This is a genomic window from Kitasatospora sp. NPDC023118, from assembly GCF_055560875.1.
In genome coordinates this window covers 16,035-33,165 of record NZ_JBVHHW010000034.1, presented here as the reverse complement: position 1 = coordinate 33,165, position 17,131 = coordinate 16,035, and the positions used below count along the sequence as shown (strand labels likewise).

General features: G+C 74.5%; 12 protein-coding genes. 8 read left to right on the top strand and 4 right to left on the bottom strand.

Annotation, left to right across the window (positions count from 1 at the left end; all coding sequences use genetic code 11):
- Window positions 1-198: 198 nt before the first annotated feature.
- Window positions 199-3,789: a serine protease gene (locus ACZ3UD_RS31815; RefSeq protein WP_465595495.1), complete on the top strand. Its 3,591-nt coding sequence runs from the start codon at window positions 199-201 to the stop codon at window positions 3,787-3,789.
- 65 nt (window positions 3,790-3,854) lie between these two features.
- On the top strand, window positions 3,855-4,832 hold the full coding sequence (locus ACZ3UD_RS31810) for a bifunctional riboflavin kinase/FAD synthetase (RefSeq protein WP_465595492.1): 978 nt from the start codon (window positions 3,855-3,857) through the stop codon (window positions 4,830-4,832).
- Window positions 4,833-4,884: 52 nt separating this feature from the next.
- Here the strand turns inward: ACZ3UD_RS31810 and ACZ3UD_RS31805 are convergent, their stop codons facing one another.
- From ACZ3UD_RS31805 to eccE, 3 genes are all read right to left on the bottom strand, one after another.
- The gene (locus ACZ3UD_RS31805; protein ID WP_465595489.1) at window positions 4,885-7,098 is read right to left on the bottom strand and encodes a MinD/ParA family ATP-binding protein; all 2,214 of its coding nucleotides are present in this window, start codon (window positions 7,096-7,098) and stop codon (window positions 4,885-4,887) included.
- 130 nt (window positions 7,099-7,228) lie between these two features.
- The gene (locus ACZ3UD_RS31800; RefSeq protein ID WP_380614682.1) at window positions 7,229-7,996 is read right to left on the bottom strand and encodes a hypothetical protein; all 768 of its coding nucleotides are present in this window, start codon (window positions 7,994-7,996) and stop codon (window positions 7,229-7,231) included.
- On the bottom strand, window positions 7,996-9,399 hold the full coding sequence (gene eccE / locus ACZ3UD_RS31795) for a type VII secretion protein EccE (protein ID WP_465595485.1): 1,404 nt from the start codon (window positions 9,397-9,399) through the stop codon (window positions 7,996-7,998). Before eccE ends, ACZ3UD_RS31800 begins: the two co-directional genes overlap by 1 nt.
- 200 nt (window positions 9,400-9,599) lie before the next feature.
- Here eccE and ACZ3UD_RS31790 point away from each other — a divergent pair, with 200 nt between their 5' ends.
- From ACZ3UD_RS31790 to ACZ3UD_RS31765, 6 genes are all read left to right on the top strand, one after another.
- Window positions 9,600-11,264, top strand: coding sequence for a type VII secretion protein EccB (locus ACZ3UD_RS31790; protein WP_465595482.1), 1,665 nt, complete (start codon window positions 9,600-9,602; stop codon window positions 11,262-11,264).
- Between the two features lie 178 nt (window positions 11,265-11,442).
- Window positions 11,443-11,745, top strand: a complete 303-nt coding sequence (locus ACZ3UD_RS31785; protein WP_465595479.1) for a WXG100 family type VII secretion target — start codon at window positions 11,443-11,445, stop codon at window positions 11,743-11,745.
- 102 nt (window positions 11,746-11,847) lie between these two features.
- Window positions 11,848-12,144 (top strand): WXG100 family type VII secretion target, encoded by a 297-nt coding sequence (locus ACZ3UD_RS31780; RefSeq protein WP_465595476.1) that lies wholly within the window; start codon window positions 11,848-11,850, stop codon window positions 12,142-12,144.
- Between the two features lie 84 nt (window positions 12,145-12,228).
- Window positions 12,229-13,497, top strand: coding sequence for a type VII secretion-associated serine protease mycosin (mycP, locus tag ACZ3UD_RS31775; protein ID WP_465595473.1), 1,269 nt, complete (start codon window positions 12,229-12,231; stop codon window positions 13,495-13,497).
- A 110-nt stretch (window positions 13,498-13,607) separates the two neighbouring features.
- Window positions 13,608-14,150, top strand: a complete 543-nt coding sequence (locus tag ACZ3UD_RS31770; protein ID WP_465595470.1) for a SigE family RNA polymerase sigma factor — start codon at window positions 13,608-13,610, stop codon at window positions 14,148-14,150.
- A 55-nt stretch (window positions 14,151-14,205) separates the two neighbouring features.
- Entirely contained in the window at window positions 14,206-15,501 is a 1,296-nt protein-coding gene (locus tag ACZ3UD_RS31765) for a hypothetical protein (protein ID WP_465595467.1), read from the top strand.
- A gap of 81 nt (window positions 15,502-15,582) precedes the next feature.
- Here the strand turns inward: ACZ3UD_RS31765 and ACZ3UD_RS31760 are convergent, their stop codons facing one another.
- Window positions 15,583-16,986 (bottom strand): APC family permease, encoded by a 1,404-nt coding sequence (locus tag ACZ3UD_RS31760; RefSeq protein ID WP_465595464.1) that lies wholly within the window; start codon window positions 16,984-16,986, stop codon window positions 15,583-15,585.
- Window positions 16,987-17,131 lie beyond the last annotated feature (145 nt).

Below are 17,131 nucleotides of genomic sequence, written 5' to 3'. Positions count from 1 at the left end.
GTCTTGTGAAATCCCCGTCGGGAGAGTCCTCCCGACGGGGATTTCACCTTTCGGGGCCACTTCGCTCGAACAGGGGGGTCACCCGCGCGAGGGAGCGCACGAGGTGAAACGCCGTGGTGAGCGGCGCGGGCGCGGTCGGGCCGCCGCCTCGGCGGGCAGGCTCCCGGCGGCGAGCGAGCAACGGTCGAAGGGGCGGTCATGCGGGGGTTTCTGGAGGGCGATCCGGGGCGGTACCTGCTGCGGATCAGGGACCTCAACGGGCGGCTGCACGGCTTAGGGTTCGTCGCCGACCCGCAGGGCAGCGTGCTGACCGCGCACGAGAGCGTGGCGGGTCTGGACCGGGTGGTGCTGCACACCCCCGGTGGGCAGACCCGGGTGCTCGGCCCGGACGCCGTGCTGCCGCTGCCGGAGCACGGGCTCGCCCTGCTGCGCACCGATGCGGTCGGCGGGTTGCCGGTGCCGCCGCTGCCGGTGGCCGCCGTGGGGGCCGGGCACGAGGTGCTGCTGCCCGCGCTCACCGGAGAGGACGAACGGGCGGTCGCGCTGCGCTGCGGGCTGCTGGGCGTGGGCGGTGCGATGTACGGCGGGCACCTGCTCGCGGGGGTGCTGCTGATGGACGTGCCGGTGGTCGGCGGGGTCGCGGTGCCGGCCGGCTCGCCGGTGCTGGACGCCCGCAGCGGCGCCGTGGTCGCGGTGGCCGCGCCCTGCCTGCGCGGCCCCCGGCACGGCGGGGCGCTGCCAGCCGTCCCCGCTGGGGGCGGGACGGTGGTCGCCGAGGCGCTGGCGGGGCTGCTGGCGCGCAACTCGGCGGCGGTGCCCGGGTACGGTCCGGCGCTCAACCTGGCCGGGGTGCTGCGGCTGACGGCCGCCCAACTGGCCGCTGCCGGGGCCGGGCCGGGCCGGGTGGCCGGGCTGGCCGCCGACCGGGTGGACCGGCCGGACGGCCTGGACGGGGACGAGCCGACGGCGACCGTCACCGCGCTGGTCGGCGCCCCCGGCAGCGGGCGCTCCACCGAACTGGCCGCGCTGGCCGTCCGCCGCTCCGGCGGCGCCCGGCCGCTGCCCACCCTCTGGCTGCGCGGCGCCGACCTGCGCGCCGAGGACCGCTCGCTGGCCGAACCCGTGGAACGGGCGCTGGCAGCCGCGGCGGCCGAACTCGGCACCCCGGCGCCGGCGCCCGAGCCGGTGGCGGCGCTCTGCGCGGCGGCCGGGCGGCCGCTGCTGGTGGTGCTGGACGGCCCCGAGGAGGCCCCGGTCGAGCTGGGACCGCGCTGGCTGCGCGGCGCCGGGCAGTGGCTGACGGGCTGCGGGGCGCGGCTGCTGACGGCCTGCGGCGAGGAGGTCTGGGAGCGACTGGCGGCCGAGCCCTGGGGCAGCGGCGCCGCCGGCGCGCGGCACCTGGCGGAGCCCGGCCCGGACGGTGACCTGGCCAGCGCCCCGACCGTCCGGATGGACGGCGCCGGCCCCGGCGCGCCGAGTCTGGCCGGGCACCGGCTCGGCCCGCTGCCCGCCGAGGCGGCCGAGCGGGTGCGCCGTCGCTACGGGCTGCCGCCAGGCCGACCGTCCGCCGCCGAGGACGCGCGGCACCCGCTGGCCGTCCGGCTGGCCGGGGAGCTGTGGGCGCAGGGCCTGCACGGCGAACCGGTGCGCCGCAGCGAGCTGTTCGGCGCCCACCTGGACCTGTGCTGCCTGCGGGTGGCCCAGCGGCTCGCAGAGGACGGCCGTCCGCGCCGCCCGGGCGCGCACCGCAGGGGCGCCGCCCGGCCCGCCGGGCCGCGCCAGCGGCGGGTACGGCGGCTCGCGGCGGCGGTGGCCGGGCGGGTGCACGAGGCGGCCCGGCGGATGCTCGGCGGGGAGCCGGGCGGCCTCGGCCGGGAGGCCTTCGAGGAGCTGTTCCCGGCCGACGGCGGCTGGGCCGCGGCGGTGCTCGCCGAGGGGCTGTTCGTCCCCGCCGGGCCCGGATTCCGCTTCGCGCACGGCGAGTTCGCCGACTGGCTGCAGGGCCTGCACCTGGACCTGGACGCGGCGCTGCGGCTGCTGCTCGGCGAGGCCGAGGACACCCCCGCCCCGCCCGCCGCCGGGGCGAACTCCGTCCCCCGGCACCGGATCGGCCCGGTCGCCGCCGCGCTGCGCGGGGTGGCCGAGACCTGGGGCGCGCCCGCCCTGGACCCGTGGCTGCACCGGATCTGGCGCGCCCTGGACCTGCGCCCGCCGGGCAGCGAACCCGCCTGGTGGGCGGCCCGGCTGCTCGCCGCCGGGCTGGCCGCCAGCCCCGACCCCGTCGAACACCGCGCGCTGCTGGAGCAGTTGGCCGGTCGGATCGCCGAGCGGGCCGCCGCAGCGGACGGCTGGGAGGCGCCCAGCGGTGCGGGCCGCTTCGGCCCGGCGTTCTGGACCGGCCTCGGCCTGCCCGTCGAGGCCGAACTCGCCCTGCTGCGCCGCCTGGTGGCCGTCGACGGCCCGGGGCAGGGCTTCCTCGGCGCGGTGGCCGAGCGGCTGCGCGCCGACCCGGTCGCCGTCTTCCCGCTGCTCTGCGCCTGGTTCGAGGACCCGCACGGCCTGCCGGGCGGCCCCGGCCCGAGGGCGTGTCCCAGCGTCGCAGACCTCGCCCACGACCTGCTGTACGCCCACCGGCGGCTCGCCCTGGACGAGTTGGCCGACGCGCTGGCCGACGCCGCGCACCCGAGGGCGGACGCGCTGCTGACCGTGCTCGCCGCTGAGGAGCCGTCCGCGCTGTGCCGCGCGGTGGACCGCTGGAGCCACGACCGGCGGCCCGAACGGCACGTCGCGGCCGCCGTGCACGCGCTGCGGACCGCCCCGTACGCGGCCGGTGCCGGGGCCGAACTGCTGCGGTTCACCGCCCTGACCCTGCTCGCCCGCGAGGACGAGCCGGGCCTGCACGGCGCCGCCCTGGCCCTGCTGGTCGCGGACGAGGCGACCAGGGCCGGGCACCTGGACGCCGCGCTCGCCCTGCACCGCGCCGGCGGCGACGCCTTCCTCACCCCGCGGGCGCTCGCCCCGGCCCTGGAGAGCGACCCGGAGCCCGTGTTGGCCGCGCTCGCCGACAGACTGGCGGCCCCCGGCGCGGCCCCCGCCGAGACCCTGCGGGTGCTCGCCGACGCCCGTGCCCCGGTGGCCGCCCGGCGCGGCGCCGAACTGGCCGCCCGGCTGCTGCGCCGGCATCCGGAGCTGGCCGGACCGGTCGCCGTCGACTACCTCGGCCGCAAGCTGGCCCGGGCCGCGATCGACGGCCCGGCCGCCCGGTTGGAGCTGCGGGTGCTGCTCGGCGCCGCGCTGGCCGCCCGTACGGGGGTGGTCCGCAGGCCCTTCGCCGAGGTGCTGTCCGTCCCGGTGGCGGATCCGGCGGCGGACGCGCTGCGCTGCGAGCTGCTGGACACCCTGCTCGCCACCGAGACCGATCCGGCGGTGCTCACCGCCGCCGTGGAGCGCCTCGCCGAACAGTGCGCGGCCGAGAATCCCGCCCGGGCCCGCGCCGTGCTGGCCCGGGTGACCCCCGGGCTGGCGGACGCGGACGAACTGCTGGTGCGTTGCGCCGGGCACTCGGCGGCCTTCGCCCAGCTGCTCGCCCAGTGGCCGCGGGACGCCGCGCCGACCGCCCCGGACGGCCCCCGGCTGGCCCGGATGCGGGCCCTGGCGGCGGCCGGACGCGACCCGCAGTACGCCGCGGCGGAGGCCGAGCGGACCGTACCCGCGCGGGCGCTGGGTGCACCAGTGCGCTCAACCCCCATTCCGGTGCCAGAACCGGGGCAGGCACATGGCACGCTATAGGGGTTCGGGTTTTGAGCGTTTGAGCGTACCGAGGGTACGCACCGTACGGAACAAGGAGCGGTCGGGTGCAGCGCTGGCGTGGCCTGGAGGAGATCCCCGGTGACTGGGGACGCAGCGTCGTCACCATCGGCTCGTTCGACGGGGTGCACCGTGGGCATCAGCTGATCATCGGGCGGGCCGTCGAGCGGGCCCGCGAACTCGGCATCCCCGCGGTCGTGGTGACCTTCGACCCGCACCCGCGCGAGGTGATCCGCCCGGGCAGCCACCCGCCGCTGCTCGCGCCGCACCGGCGCCGGGCCGAGCTGATCGCCGAGCTCGGCGTGGACGCGGTGCTGGTGCTGCCGTTCACCACCGAGTTCTCCCAGGAGTCCCCGGAGACCTTCGTCCAGCAGGTGCTGGTGGACGCGCTGCACGCCCGGGTCGTCATCGAGGGCCCCAACTTCCGCTTCGGGCACCGGGCCGCCGGGGACGTGGCGCTGCTCACCGAGCTGGGCCGGGCGGACGACTTCGAGGTCGAGGTGGTCGACCTGCAGGTGTGCGGCACCGCCGGGGACGGCGAGCCGTTCTCCTCCAGCCTGACCCGCCGACTGGTCGAGACCGGGGACATGGCCGGGGCGAACGAGGTGCTGGGCCGCCCGCACCGGGTCGAGGGCGAGGTGGTGCGCGGCGCGCAGCGCGGCCGCGAACTCGGCTACCCGACCGCCAACGTGGAGACCGTGCCGCACAGCGCGATCCCGGCCGACGGGGTGTACGCGGGCTGGCTGACCGTCGTAGGGCATGGGCCCCTCCTGCCCGAGGGCGGGCAAGGAGAGAGGATGCCGGCGGCGATCTCGGTCGGCACCAACCCGACCTTCGACGGCACCGCCCGCACGGTCGAGGCGTACGCCATCGACCGGGTCGGCCTGGACCTGTACGGGCTGCACGTGGCCGTGGACTTCCTGGCCTACCTGCGCGGGATGGAGAAGTTCGACTCCATCGAGGCGCTGCTGGACCGGATGGCCGACGACGTCAAGCGCGCGCGTGAGCTGACCGACGGCGCCTGACCCCGCCAGGACACCGGAAGGGCCCGCCCGAGTCGGCGGGCCCTTCCGTTCGTCACTGCTGGGGTGCCTGCGGCGGGTAGCCGTAGCCGGGCGGCGGGGGCTGGTAGCCGTCCGGCACGGAGGGCGGGGCGGGCGCCGGCGGCTGGCCCTGGGCGGGCGGGTAGCCGTAGCCCGGGCCCGGCTGCGGGGCGCTCTGCTGCGGCGGCCACGGGGCCGGGGCGCCCTGCTGGGGCGGGTAGCCGTAGCCGGGCGGGGTCTGGCCGGGCTGCGGCGCCCACGGCGCGCCCGGCGCGGGCTGCGGGACCTGCGTCTGGTACGGCTGCGGTTGCGGCTGGGGCTGCTGGGCCTGCTGCTGCCAGCCGCCCTGCTGGGCGGCCGCCTGCTGGGCCCGGATGATGTCCTCGCCGACCAGGGTGGCCAGCTCGAAGTACGCCTCGCGGACCTTGGGCCGCATCATGTCGAGGTTGACCTCGGCCCCGGCCGCCAGGCTCTCGTCGAAGGGCACCACGACGACGCCGCGGCAGCGGGTCTGGAAGTGCGCGACGATGTCCTCGATCTTGATCATCTTGCTGGTCTCGCGCACCCCGGAGACCACCGTGATGCTGCGCTGCACCAGGTCCGCGTAGCCGTGCGCGGAGAGCCAGTCCAGCGTGGTCGAGGCGCTGGAGGCGCCGTCCACGCTGGGGGTGGAGACGATGATCAGCTGGTCGGCGAGGTCCAGCACCCCGCGCATCGCGCTGTACAGCAGGCCGGTGCCGGAGTCGGTCAGGATGATCGGGTACTGGCGGCCCAGCACGTCGATGACCTGGCGGTAGTCCGAGTCGTTGAAGGTGGTCGAGACGGCCGGGTCGACGTCGTTCGCCAGGATCTCCAGGCCCGAGTTCAGGTCCTGCGAGGTGAACTGACGGATGTCCATGTAACTGCGCAGGTGCGGGATGGCCGTCACCAGGTCGCGGATGGTCGCGCCGGTCTGGCGCTTGACCCGGCGGCCCAGGGTGCCGGCGTCCGGGTTGGCGTCGATCGCGATCACCTTGTCCTGGCGCTCGCTGGCCAGGGTCGCGCCGAGCGCGGTGGTGGTCGTGGTCTTGCCGACTCCGCCCTTGAGGCTGATCACGGCGATCCGGTAGCAGCTCAGCACCGGGGTGCGGATGATCTCCAGCTTGCGGGCCTTCTCGGCCGCCGCGGCCTTGCCGCCGAACTGGAACCGCGGCTGCTGGCGCTGCTGCTTGGGCTGGCTGCGCAGCAGCCGGTCCGAGGACAGCTCGACGGCGGCGGTGTAGCCGAGCGGCGCACCGTGCGCGGTCTGCTGCGGGGCGGCCGCCTGCTGGAACGCGGCGGGCTGCTGCGCGGCGGCGCCCTGCCGCGGCCAGGGCTGCCCGGGGCCGGGCTGCTGCGGCTGGCCGGACTGAGCGGGCTGGTCGGGCTGCGGCTGGAAGGCGGCCGGCTGGGGGTAGGCGCCGGGCTGTGGCCAGCCGCCCTGGCGCGGGTCCACCGGGCCGGCCTGGGGCTGGACCGGTTGCGCGGGCTGCGGCTGGAGCGGCTGGCCGGGCTGCGGCAGCGGCTGCGCGCCGGCGGGCGGCTGGGCGCCCCAGGCGGCCTGCGGGTCCCAGCCGGCCTGCGGGTCCTGCGCCGCCTGCGGCGGCTGGGCAGCCTGCGGCACCTGGAGGTGCTGCGGGACCGCCGGGGGCTGTGGGTGCGCCGGGGGCTGCCCGGGCACCGGCTGGGCCGGCGGCTGCGCGAGGTCCTGCGGCGGGACGGGCTGGCCCGGCTGAACGGCGGGCGCCGGAGCCGGGTACGGGTGCTGCTGCGGTGCGCCCGGCTGGGCCAGCGACTCCGCCGTCGGCCAGGCCGCGGCGGGCGCCTGCTGCTCGGGCATCGCGGCAGAGGCCGGCATCGGGAACGGCACGTGCTGCGCCTCGGCCTGGACGGACGGCGGCACCGGCTCGGCCGCCGGGACCGGCTCGGCGGCCGGGGCCGGGACCGAGGCCGGAGGCTGGGCCTGGGCCTGGGCCTGAGCCATGGCGCCGGGAGCCTGGGCGGCCTCCTCGGCGGTGGGCGTGGGCACGGGCGGGACGGCCGGCTGAGCCGCCGCCGGAGCAGCGGCAGGAGCAGCGGCAGAAGCGCCCGCCGGGGCGCCGCCCGGAGCCGCCGGGGCGTCCGACTGCACGTACCAGGACGGGGGAGTGTAGTCAGGCGCGTCGGACCAGTCGTCGTCGTCCTCTGCCGCGTTGTCGCCGACGTAGACGCCGTCCCGATCGCTGCTCACTAGGGCTCCCTCGTGTTCGCCGCCGCTTGTTCAGCGGTGCCGTTGCCGCAACAAAGACTAGGCCGTACGGCTGCCCCGGTTGAAGGCGGCTTCGTCCCGGACCGGGATCGACCGGCCCGGAACGGTCGGCTCAGTCCATCCGCCGCGGGCCGCCGAGCACCTGCTGTTCGGCCTGTCCGGCCACGGCCCGGACGTATTGACGCCGCATCCGGGTGGCCCACAGGGTGAGGTCGTCGCCGAGGGTCGGGAGTGCGGCCACGTCCTCCGGCGGCAGCGACAGCACCCGGCCGGTCAGCTCGGCCTCCTGCGGGGAGATCCGCTGCACGCCGACCAGGTCGGCCGCGTTGAGCACCCGGGAGGCGTTCGGGCCGAGGTAGGGCAGCAGGGTCAGGGTGGTCTGCCAGGGCGCGGCGGAGAGCCGGCTGCGCGGCGGGCGGGCGCCGAGGTCGCGCACCACCAGCACCGGCGAGGCCACCGAGGCGCCCTGCGGGCCGAGCCGGCCGACCTGGTGGATCGTCACGCACGGCTGTCCGCCGCCGGCGGCCTGCGCCATCGGGCCCCAGAGCTGCGCGCGGGCGGTCTCCACCGCGACCCGGGCGCCGATCGCGGCCGCCCGCAGCGCGATGATCTGCGCCGTCCACATGCCGCCGACCAGCACCAGGTCGTAGGCGCTGGGGCGGAACAGGCCGAGCACCGCGGGCAGCCCCTGCGGGTCGACGCCGATGACCACGCCGTCGTCGCCGACCGGGAAGGCCAGCGCGGAGAGGTCGGCGGCCTCCAGCACGTGCTTCTCCCGGCGCGGGCCGCGCAGCCCGAAGCCGGGCAGGATCCTCGGCCGGGCCCTGCGCTGCTCGGCGCCGGGCGTCGGGCCCGGGGCGGGGTAGGTCTGGTACGCCATCAGGACGCTCCTCCCAGTGGCAGGGTGGCGAGCATGCCGGGGGCCTGCTCCAGGTCGAGTCGGACCAGGCCGAGTCCGGCGCTCTGGGCCCGGGCCTCCACCTGGCGGCCGACCTCGCCGACCTCGCTCTCGCTGCGCCCGGTCACCCGCAGGTGCCCGCTGACGGTCACCGAGCCGCCGGTGCCGTGCGCGGCGGTCAGGCTGAAGGTGCTGGCCAGCGCGGGGGAGCCGGTGATCAGGTTGACCAGGTCCGGTGCGGCGATCCGGCCGGGGGCGCCGCCGGGGCGGCTCAGCTGCGGCCAGCGGGAGATCCAGTAGGTGCTGTGCCAGCGGTCGTCGATCCGCCAGAAGCGGTTGCCCTCCTGGGTGCGGCGGGTGGTGCCGCCGCCGCTGCCGGTGCCCTGACGCCCGGCCACCGCGATCGGGTTGGCGCAGGTGGCGATGGCCAGGGCGGCGATCAGCTCGCGCTCGTCCAGCACGGTCGCGTTGAACCCGGCGCTGTTGAGCCGCCCGGCCAGCTGGTCGGTCACCCGCTGCAGGGCCTTGCGGGCGCCTTCCTCGCCGCCGCCGCGGGCCCGGACGGCAGTGGCCGCGCGCTCCGGGTCGAGCTTGAGGGCGATCCAGGTCAGCCGCAGTCCGGGGGTGGAGGTGCCGTCGGGCAGTTCGCGGTAGGCGCGGGCGGCCAGCGACTGCTCGGGCAGGTGCGGGGCCGGGGCGGGCTGGGTGTGCTGGACCAGCTGGACCGACTCCAGGGTGATGTCGTCCACGGTGAGCGCCGAGCAGACCACGTCCAGCGGCAGCGGCAGTGCGGTGCGCACCGGGCGCAGCGGCTGGTCCTTGGCCTGGACGAGCAGCACCGAGCTGAGGAAGGTGCCGTCGCCGACCATGCCGGTCTCCCGGCGGACCGCGCGGCCGCCGAACTCGGCCTCGGTGGCGTGGGTGCAGGTGCGCAGCCCCGGTTCGAGCTCCAGCGCGGGCGCCAGGGCCGGGTCGGTGCCGGGCGGCGGCAGCAGTGACTTCGCCTGCTTGCGGCGGGACTTGAGGGCGGAGCGGACCCGGAGCAGCTCCGGGATGGTGCGCCCGCGCAGCGGGATGACCGCCAGCACCAGCAGGACCAGCGAGACCGCGCCGAAGCCGGCCGCGACCGGGCGGCTGATCGTCCAGCCCACCGCGACCAGGGCGGCCGCGACCTCGACCAGCACGAGCTGTTGGAGCTTCAGGCGTCCGCCGAGCAGCCCGGGCCGGGGGTTGACGCGGACCTGGACGGGGCCGCCGGCCGTGCCGGCCGTCGGCGGGTGGACGGCTGCGGCCGGGGCGGAAGGGCCGCCCCGGGCCCGTCCGGACCGGCGTGACCTCCCGCCGCCTGCGGTGCCGCGGCGTCCTGGAGCGGTCTGGCTTGGCATCCCCCGGTGGCCCTCTCTGATCCGTTGTCGCGGCCCGGCTGGCTGGTTCGCGGACCGTACCCGTACCGTACTCACCGTCTGCTGCCGCATCGTAGAGGGTTCGAGCCGGATCCCGCCCGGCGGGTGCGGACCACGGGGCGGGTCGGGCCGACGGGGGCCGACCACGCCTGGCACACGTCTGACAAGGGGGACGACGAGGAATGGCATCGCGCCGGGACGAGCTGAACGCGTACACCTTCGCCCGCAAGCGCACGGTGGGGGCGTTCCTGCTGCCCTCCGGCGGGGGCAGTGACGAGGACGCGCCGCGGCCGGTGAAGGCGGTGCTGCCGAGCGTGCTGGTCGGGGCGCTGATCGTGGCCGGCTTCGGGCTCTGGGGGGTGTTCAAGCCGGCCGCCCCGCTGCAGTGGGACAGCGGCAAGAACATCATCCAGGGCAAGCAGTCGACCACCCGGTACGTGGTGCTGACCGACCCGGACGGCAAGACCAAGCGGCTGCACCAGGTGCTGAACATGTCCTCGGCGCGGCTGGTGCTGCCCGCGGACGCCAAGGTCGTGGTGGTGGACGACGGGGTGCTCGACCGCTACCCCAACCACGGCCCGACGATCGGCATCCCGTACGCCCCGGACAAGCTGCCGAGCAAGGACAACGCGAGCCAGTCGATGAAGTGGTCGGTCTGCGACCGCCCGGGCTCGGACGACAAGCAGGAGACCGTCAACCAGGCGGTGTTCGTGGCGGCGGGTCCGGACGCGGCGACGCTGGCGGCCAAGGACCGGGTGCTCGGCCAGGACCAGCTGATGCTGGTGCAGCAGGCGGACGACCAGCAGATCTCCGCCGCTCCGGCGCCGGGGCAGTCGGCCGCGGGCGGCGCGAAGATGTACCTGGTCGACGCGCAGGGCCGCAAGCACGAGATCGGCTCGCCGCAGTCGGACGACAAGGAGCGCAAGGCTCTGGTCACCGCGGTCTTCGGGCCCAACGCGGTGCCGCAGCGGGTCAAGCGGGAATGGCTGGACACCCTGGTGCCCGCCACCGCGATCACCTTCCCGCAGCTCAAGGAGACGGCCGACTCCCAGGGCCCCAACTCCCAGGTGGAGCTGGGGAACCAGGCAGACCGCCGGGTCGGCCGGCTGGTGCACTACCAGGACCGCCGCTACGTGGTCGGCAAGGACCGGCTCTACCTGATCACTCCGTTCCAGGAGGAGCTGATCCGGCAGAACCCGGCCAACCAGATGCTCTACAAGTACGACCAGGACAAGAAGCCGCGCAGCGACGAGATGACCCCGGACGAGCAGTCCAAGTTCAACACCGACACCCGCCTGCCGGGCACCGCGGACGACTGGCCGCTGAAGTCCGGTGCGCCGGTGAACAACTGGCAGGACCGCCAGGACGCCCGCCTGGTCGTCTGCAGCACCTTCGACGGCCTGGCCGAGGACGGGCGCACGCCCAAGCGCAGCGTCTGGGCCGGCACGGCGTACCCGGCTCCGTACAACAACGGCGCGGGCGCGGCGTACGTGACGCCCGGTCACGGCCTGTTCTACCGCGCGATGGACAACGGGACGGGCGGTTCCGGCACCGACTTCCTGATCACCGAGACCGGCCTGCGCTACGCCGTCCCGTCCAACGGTGACGGCGGCCGTCCCACCGCCTCGCCGAGTGCCGGCGCCCCGAAGACGCCGACCCCGCCGCCCGGCACCCCGGACCCGGGCGGGCAGCCGACCCAGAACCCGGACGACCAACCCGGCGGCAACCAGGCGCGGTTGGGCTACCCGAACCTCCAGCCGCTGCCGGTGCCGCAGCAGTGGTCGAACCTCGTGCCGGCCGGTCCGCCGCTGACCGCGAAGAGCGCGGCGCAGCCGCAGAACGCCTGACCGGCCGTGCCGGGCAACGGAATTGGCACCAGTGTCATGGTCTGGTAACTACTCAGCGCTCAATGTTGGGTGAGTTGCGTGTGCCGACTACAGTGCTGCTGGACATCACACCGGTGATGCAGCGGAGGGTCGTGGGGCCCTCCGTACACACAATGTGTCTCATGGGGGACGGTAGAGCATGGCTCAGGGTCAGTTCACGATGACCGCTCAGGAGATGAACGCTTTCGCGAAGCGCATCGAGGACGCGATCGGCAAGATCGAGGCCGAGCGCGTGAAGCTCGACAGCACGGTCACCAACATCACCAGCGGCTGGAAGGGCCAGGCGGCGACCGCCTACACGACCCTGCAGAACCAGGTCAACAAGGACATCGCGGACCTCAAGGAATCGCTGGGCAAGATCCAGCACGCGATCGAGCTGACCACCAAGCACTACGCGAGCACCGAAGAGGAGCAGAAGGCGCTGTTCGGCAACCAGGGCTGATCGCCGCGTCCGCGCTGATCACCGTCCTGTTCCGACCTACCGCCCGACGGGGCGCCCGCGGTTGAGCGCGGGGTGCTCCGCATACTCGTCAAGGGAGACATTGTGTCCGACCACATCCTCGTCAACTTCCAGACCGTTCACAACGCGGCCGAGGAGGTCAAGGCTTCCGCCGCCCGCATCGAAACGATGCTGAGCGACCTGAAGAAGGACGTCACCCGCATCTCGCAGAGCTGGCAGGGTGCGGCCCAGGAGGGCTACAACGCCCAGCAGACCAAGTGGGACAACGCCGCCTCCAACCTGCACGAGACCTGCGGGAAGATCGCCAGCTCGCTGGAGAGCGCCGCCCAGAGCTACAAGGCGACCGAGGACCAGAACGCCAAGCTCTGGCACAACGGCTGACCGAAGGTTCCCGAACGGGAACGACAGGGGCGGGTACCCGGGTTCCGGGCACCCGCCCTTCGGCGCGTGGCACGGGTGGAGAACATGAGGGGTGGCAGGGTGTCCGGACGCGGGTTCCGTAGGACGGCCGCGGCGCTGGCCGCGCTCGTGGTGCTGGGTGGCCCGCTGACCGCCCCGGCGTACGCGGACGGCGGGCCCGGGCTGGCCGCCGCGGGTGACTGCCCGAAGCCCGCACCCGACGTGCAGACCGTGCCGTGGTCGCTGCAGCGGCTGCTGCTCGACGAGCTGTGGCAGGGCGGGAGGACCACCGGCGCGGGCGTGGTGGTCGCGGTCATCGACACCGGGGTGGACGAGCAGAACCCGCAGCTGGCCGGCAAGGTGCTGCAGGGCTCCAATCTGCTGGTCAACAAGGAGACCAAGCAGCCGGTCGAGGGCACCTCCAAGATCGACCCGGTCGGCCACGGCACCAAGGTGGCGGGCATCATCGCCGCCCGTAAGAGTGACAAGACCGGCTTCGTCGGGCTGGCTCCGGACGCCCAGATCTACTCGATCCGGCAGAACGACAGCGAGGGCAACGGCGACGTTTCCAGCCTCGTCGCGGCCATCACAGAGGTCGTCAACAACAACAAGGACCCGAAGAAGCCCCCGGTCAGGGTCATCAACATCTCCCAGGACGTGCGCGGCGCGGGCGACGCCCACTTCGGCGGATACCAGGAGCTGAAGGCCGCGATCCAGGCCGCCGAGGAGGTCGGCATCGTGGTGGTCGCCTCCACCGGCAACGACGGCAAGGAGGGAGACACCTACCCGGGCGCCTTCCCGACCGTGCTGGCCGTCGGCGCCTCGGACCGCAACAACGAGCGCGCGCCGTTCTCGCAGTACGGCTCCTTCGTGAAGGTCGCCGCGCCCGGTGTCGAGATGCTCTCCACCGTGCCCGGGGGCGGCCAGTGCGTGGACAACGGCACCAGCTTCGCCGCCCCGTACGTCTCCGGGCTGGCCGCGCTGCTGGTCGGCGCCCACCCGGACTGGAAGCCGGCCCAGGTGCGGGCCTGGATCGAGCAGACCGCCCAACGCACCGAGCGCGACCCGAACCGGTTCACCGGCTGGGGCGTGGTGGACCCGGTCAAGGCCGTCACCAAGGCGCCCGACGTCGCGCCGTCCGCCCCCGTCCCGGACGCCCCGGTGCAGCTGGCCGCCGCTCCGATCGTGCCGCAGCCGGTCGGCCTCGGCGAGACCCAGGCGGACCGGGACGGCCGCACCGCGACGTACGTGCTCGCGATCGGGGCGCTGCTGGTCGCGCTGCTGATCGGCGGCGGTGTCGTGCTGCGCGACCAGCGCCGCAAGACCGCCGACTGATCCGCGCCTCGCGACCGCTCGGAAAAATCCTGTGAAACGTCTGTAACACCGTCAGCCGCTCACCGCATCGAAGAAGTGTCAGGGCGGGCGGACGAGGGGGAGCGGCGGGCATGGGGTGGATCGGGGGCGGCCGGGAGGCCAAGGACGCCGAGTTCCTGGAACTCGTCTCCAGCCGCACCGGGCACCTGTACCGCTCGGCCTGCCTGCTCACCAGTGGGGACACCCACTACGCCGAGGACCTCGTGCAGGAGGCCCTCAGCCGGATGTACGTGCTCTGGCGGCGCAGCGCCTTCACCGGCGGTCGGCACCGGATCGACAACCCGGCGGCCTACACCCACACCGTCATGGTGCGCACCTTCATCGCCCAGCAACGCCGCCGCTCCAGTGGCGAGCGCCCGACCGAGGCGCTGCCGGAGCCGGAGGGGCGGGACGCGGACAGCAGCCTGCGGCTGACCCTGCTCGACGCGCTCGGGCGGATGCCGGCCAAGGACCGCGCCGTGCTGGTGCTGCGCTACTGGGAGGACCGCAGTGTCGAGGAGACCGCCGAGGTGCTGCGGGTCTCCTCCGGTGCGGTCCGCACCCGGACCACCCGGGCGCTGTCCCGGCTGCGCACCCTGCTCGGCGACTCGCTGGCCGAACTCGCCGCCCGCTGAACGCTTTTCGCAAGGCCCACCGACCATTCGTGACGCAAGGAGACGGTGATCAGCCATGTCCGAACCGAACAAGTTCGAGGACGATCTTCTCTACGCCCTCACCCGTACGGGTGAGGGTTTTCGCCCGGAGCAGGCCGATCAGGCCGGTCTGGTCGCGGGCGGGTACCAGCGCGGCCGCCGCCGCTGGCGCCGGCGCTCGACCGCCGCGGTGGTGGGCGGCGCCGCCGCGCTGGCCTTGATCGGCACCGGTGCGGTGTACCTGACCGGGTCCACCTCCGCCGCCTCCTCCGGCTCGGGCACGGTGGCCGCCGCCACCGGGGCCGCCTCCGGGAGTGTGAGCGCGAGCGCGGCCCTGACCCCGGCCTCGGCCGGCACGCCCACCCCCAAGGCGGTCAGCGGCGACGAGGTGCTGGCCGCCTTCCAGGCCCTGCTGCCCAAGGGCCAGGTCACCGCCGGCCAGGGCACCGGCACCGGGGCGACGCCCGGCAAGCCCGGCGGTGCCGGCGCCACCCTGGTGTTCGACGACGGCAAGGGCAAGGCCGCGATGGGCATCTCGTTCAGCCGCGTGGCGTCGAACGACCCCAATGCGGCGCGGAACGCCTGCCCGGACAAGAAGCTGGTCCCGTACGACGCCTGCACCACCACCAGCCTGCCGGGCGGCGGCTCGGTGACCGTCTTCCAGGGCTACGAGTACCCGGACAAGCGAGCCACCACCAAGTGGTGGAACGCCAGGCTGATCGGCCAGGACGGCCGCCAGATCCAGCTGTCCGAGTGGAACTCGGCGGCCGAGAAGGGCTCGCCGGACAGCCGGCCGACCCCGCCGCTGTCGCCGGAGCAGCTCAGGGCGATCGTCACCGACAAGTCCTGGGACGGGGTGATCGCCGCGATCCCGGAGCCGGAGCAGGCTCCGGTCCGCGACACCTCCAAGGAGTACAGCGCGCAGGAGATCCTGCAGAACGTCGCCAAGCTGCTGCCGAACGGGCTGACCGAGACGGAGACCGGCGGCGACGGCTTCGGCTACGCCAACTTCGTGCTCGACGACGGCAAGGGCAAGTCCATGGTGCAGCTCAACGTGCAGGACTGGAGCCACGACGACAAGACCGGGGAGGGGCTGTTCGGCAACGCCCAGGCGCTGCCGGACGGCACCAAGGTGGTGGTCCGCAAGGGGAGCGACAAACCGGGCACGGGCATGTGGACCGTCGACACCCTGCACCCGGACGGCCTGCGGGTGGTGATCAGCTCGTTCAACAGCGGCACCCAGCAGACCCCGGCGACCCGCAAGACCCCGGTGCTGAGCAACGACCAGATGCAGGCGATCGCCGCCGCCCCGGTCTGGAAGCTGAAGAAGTAGCGGCGTGAACGTGGCAGTGCCCCGGGCTTGGGGGAGCCCGGGGCACTGCCGTGTGGGGGAGGGGTGTGGGGGAGCGGGAGGTCAGCCCTGCTGGTCCTCGGGGAGGCTGATCACCCAGCGGGTGGCCTGTCGGGGGCGCAGGTAGAACAGCCAGTAGAGGGTGGCGGCGGCGGTGATGCCGCCGGTCCACAGCAGGGGCTCGGCGTCCAGCTGGGTCATGATGTAGACGAGCACGACGATCAGCAGCGCCGGGACGACCGGCCACAGCGGCATCCGCCAGGCGGAGGCGTGCTTGTGGTGGCCGCGCCGGGAGAGCAGCGAGGCGATCGCGACCAGCAGGTACATCGCGGTGACGGCGACGCCGGTGATGTTGCTGAGCAGCTCGCCCTTGACGAAGCAGAGCGCGGCGCCGGGGATGCCGACCGCCAGGGTGGCGATCCACGGGGAGCCGAAGCGGCCGAGGGTGCCGAAGGCCTTGTTGACCGGCTCGGGCCAGGCCTTGTCGCGGGCGGAGGCGAACAGCACCCGGGAGTTCTGGATGACCATCACGATGCCGGCGTTGATGATGGCCAGCGCGATGCACAGGCTGATGAAGGTGCCGACCGCGGAGTTGCTCCAGGTGGCGACCATGCCGGAGATGTCCCCGGAGGCCAGGGTCTGCAGGTCGGGGGCGCCCACGGTGATGGCGGCGACCGGGATCAGGATGATGGCACTGGAGAGGCCGAGCGTCCACAGCACGGTGCGCGAGACGGTGCGGCGCGGGTTCTCCAGTTCCTCGGACAGGTAGACGGCGGTGGAGAAGCCCTGGGTGACGAAGAGGGCGATGCCGAGCGCGCCGATGATGGCGCCGATGCCGACCGGGCTGACGGCGCCGCCGTCCCCGGCGACCACGCCGTGCAGCAGGCTGGGGTGGTCGGGGTTGCTGTGGGCGAAGCCGAGGACGGAGACGACACCGGCGGCGACGACCTCCAGGACCAGGAAGATGCCGGTGATCCAGGCGTTGGCCCGCAGGTCGAGCAGACCGGCCAGGGTGGCGGCCAGCATCACCGCGGCGCCGGCGATCGGCTTGTCGACGTGGAGGACGGGCGCCAGGTAGTCGGCGGTGCCGAGGGCGATGACCGACGGGACGATCATCACCACGATGAGCGACTGGATGAAGACCAGCCAGCCCGCCAGCCGCCCGGCCAGGGTGCCGACCATCGCGTACTCGCCGCCGGCGCTGGGGATCAGGGTGCCGAGCTCGGAGTAGCAGAACGCGACCGCGATGCAGAGCACCGAGCCGATGGCGATGGCCATGGCGGTGGCGCTGCCGATGCTGGAGAACAGCTCCGGCACGATCACGAAGAGCGTCGAGGCCGGGGTGACGCAGGACAGCGTGAGCAGTGTGCCGCCCACGACGCCGATCGAGCGCTTGAGCTGCTGGGGCGCGGCTGCCCCGTCCGCCGTGGCGGCTACGGTCTGTGGCGGGCGAAGCGTGTCGGTCATGTGGCTTCCGATCGGCTCTGAGCGGTCCTTGGAATGGGAGCGGTATCGCCTCCGCTGGCTGGTTGCTCGGGTCTGTTCCGGTCGCTCCCGGGCCGCAATGGAACCTTGGCCGTATTGATTGCGTCAACGCCGGAACTGCTTCGGA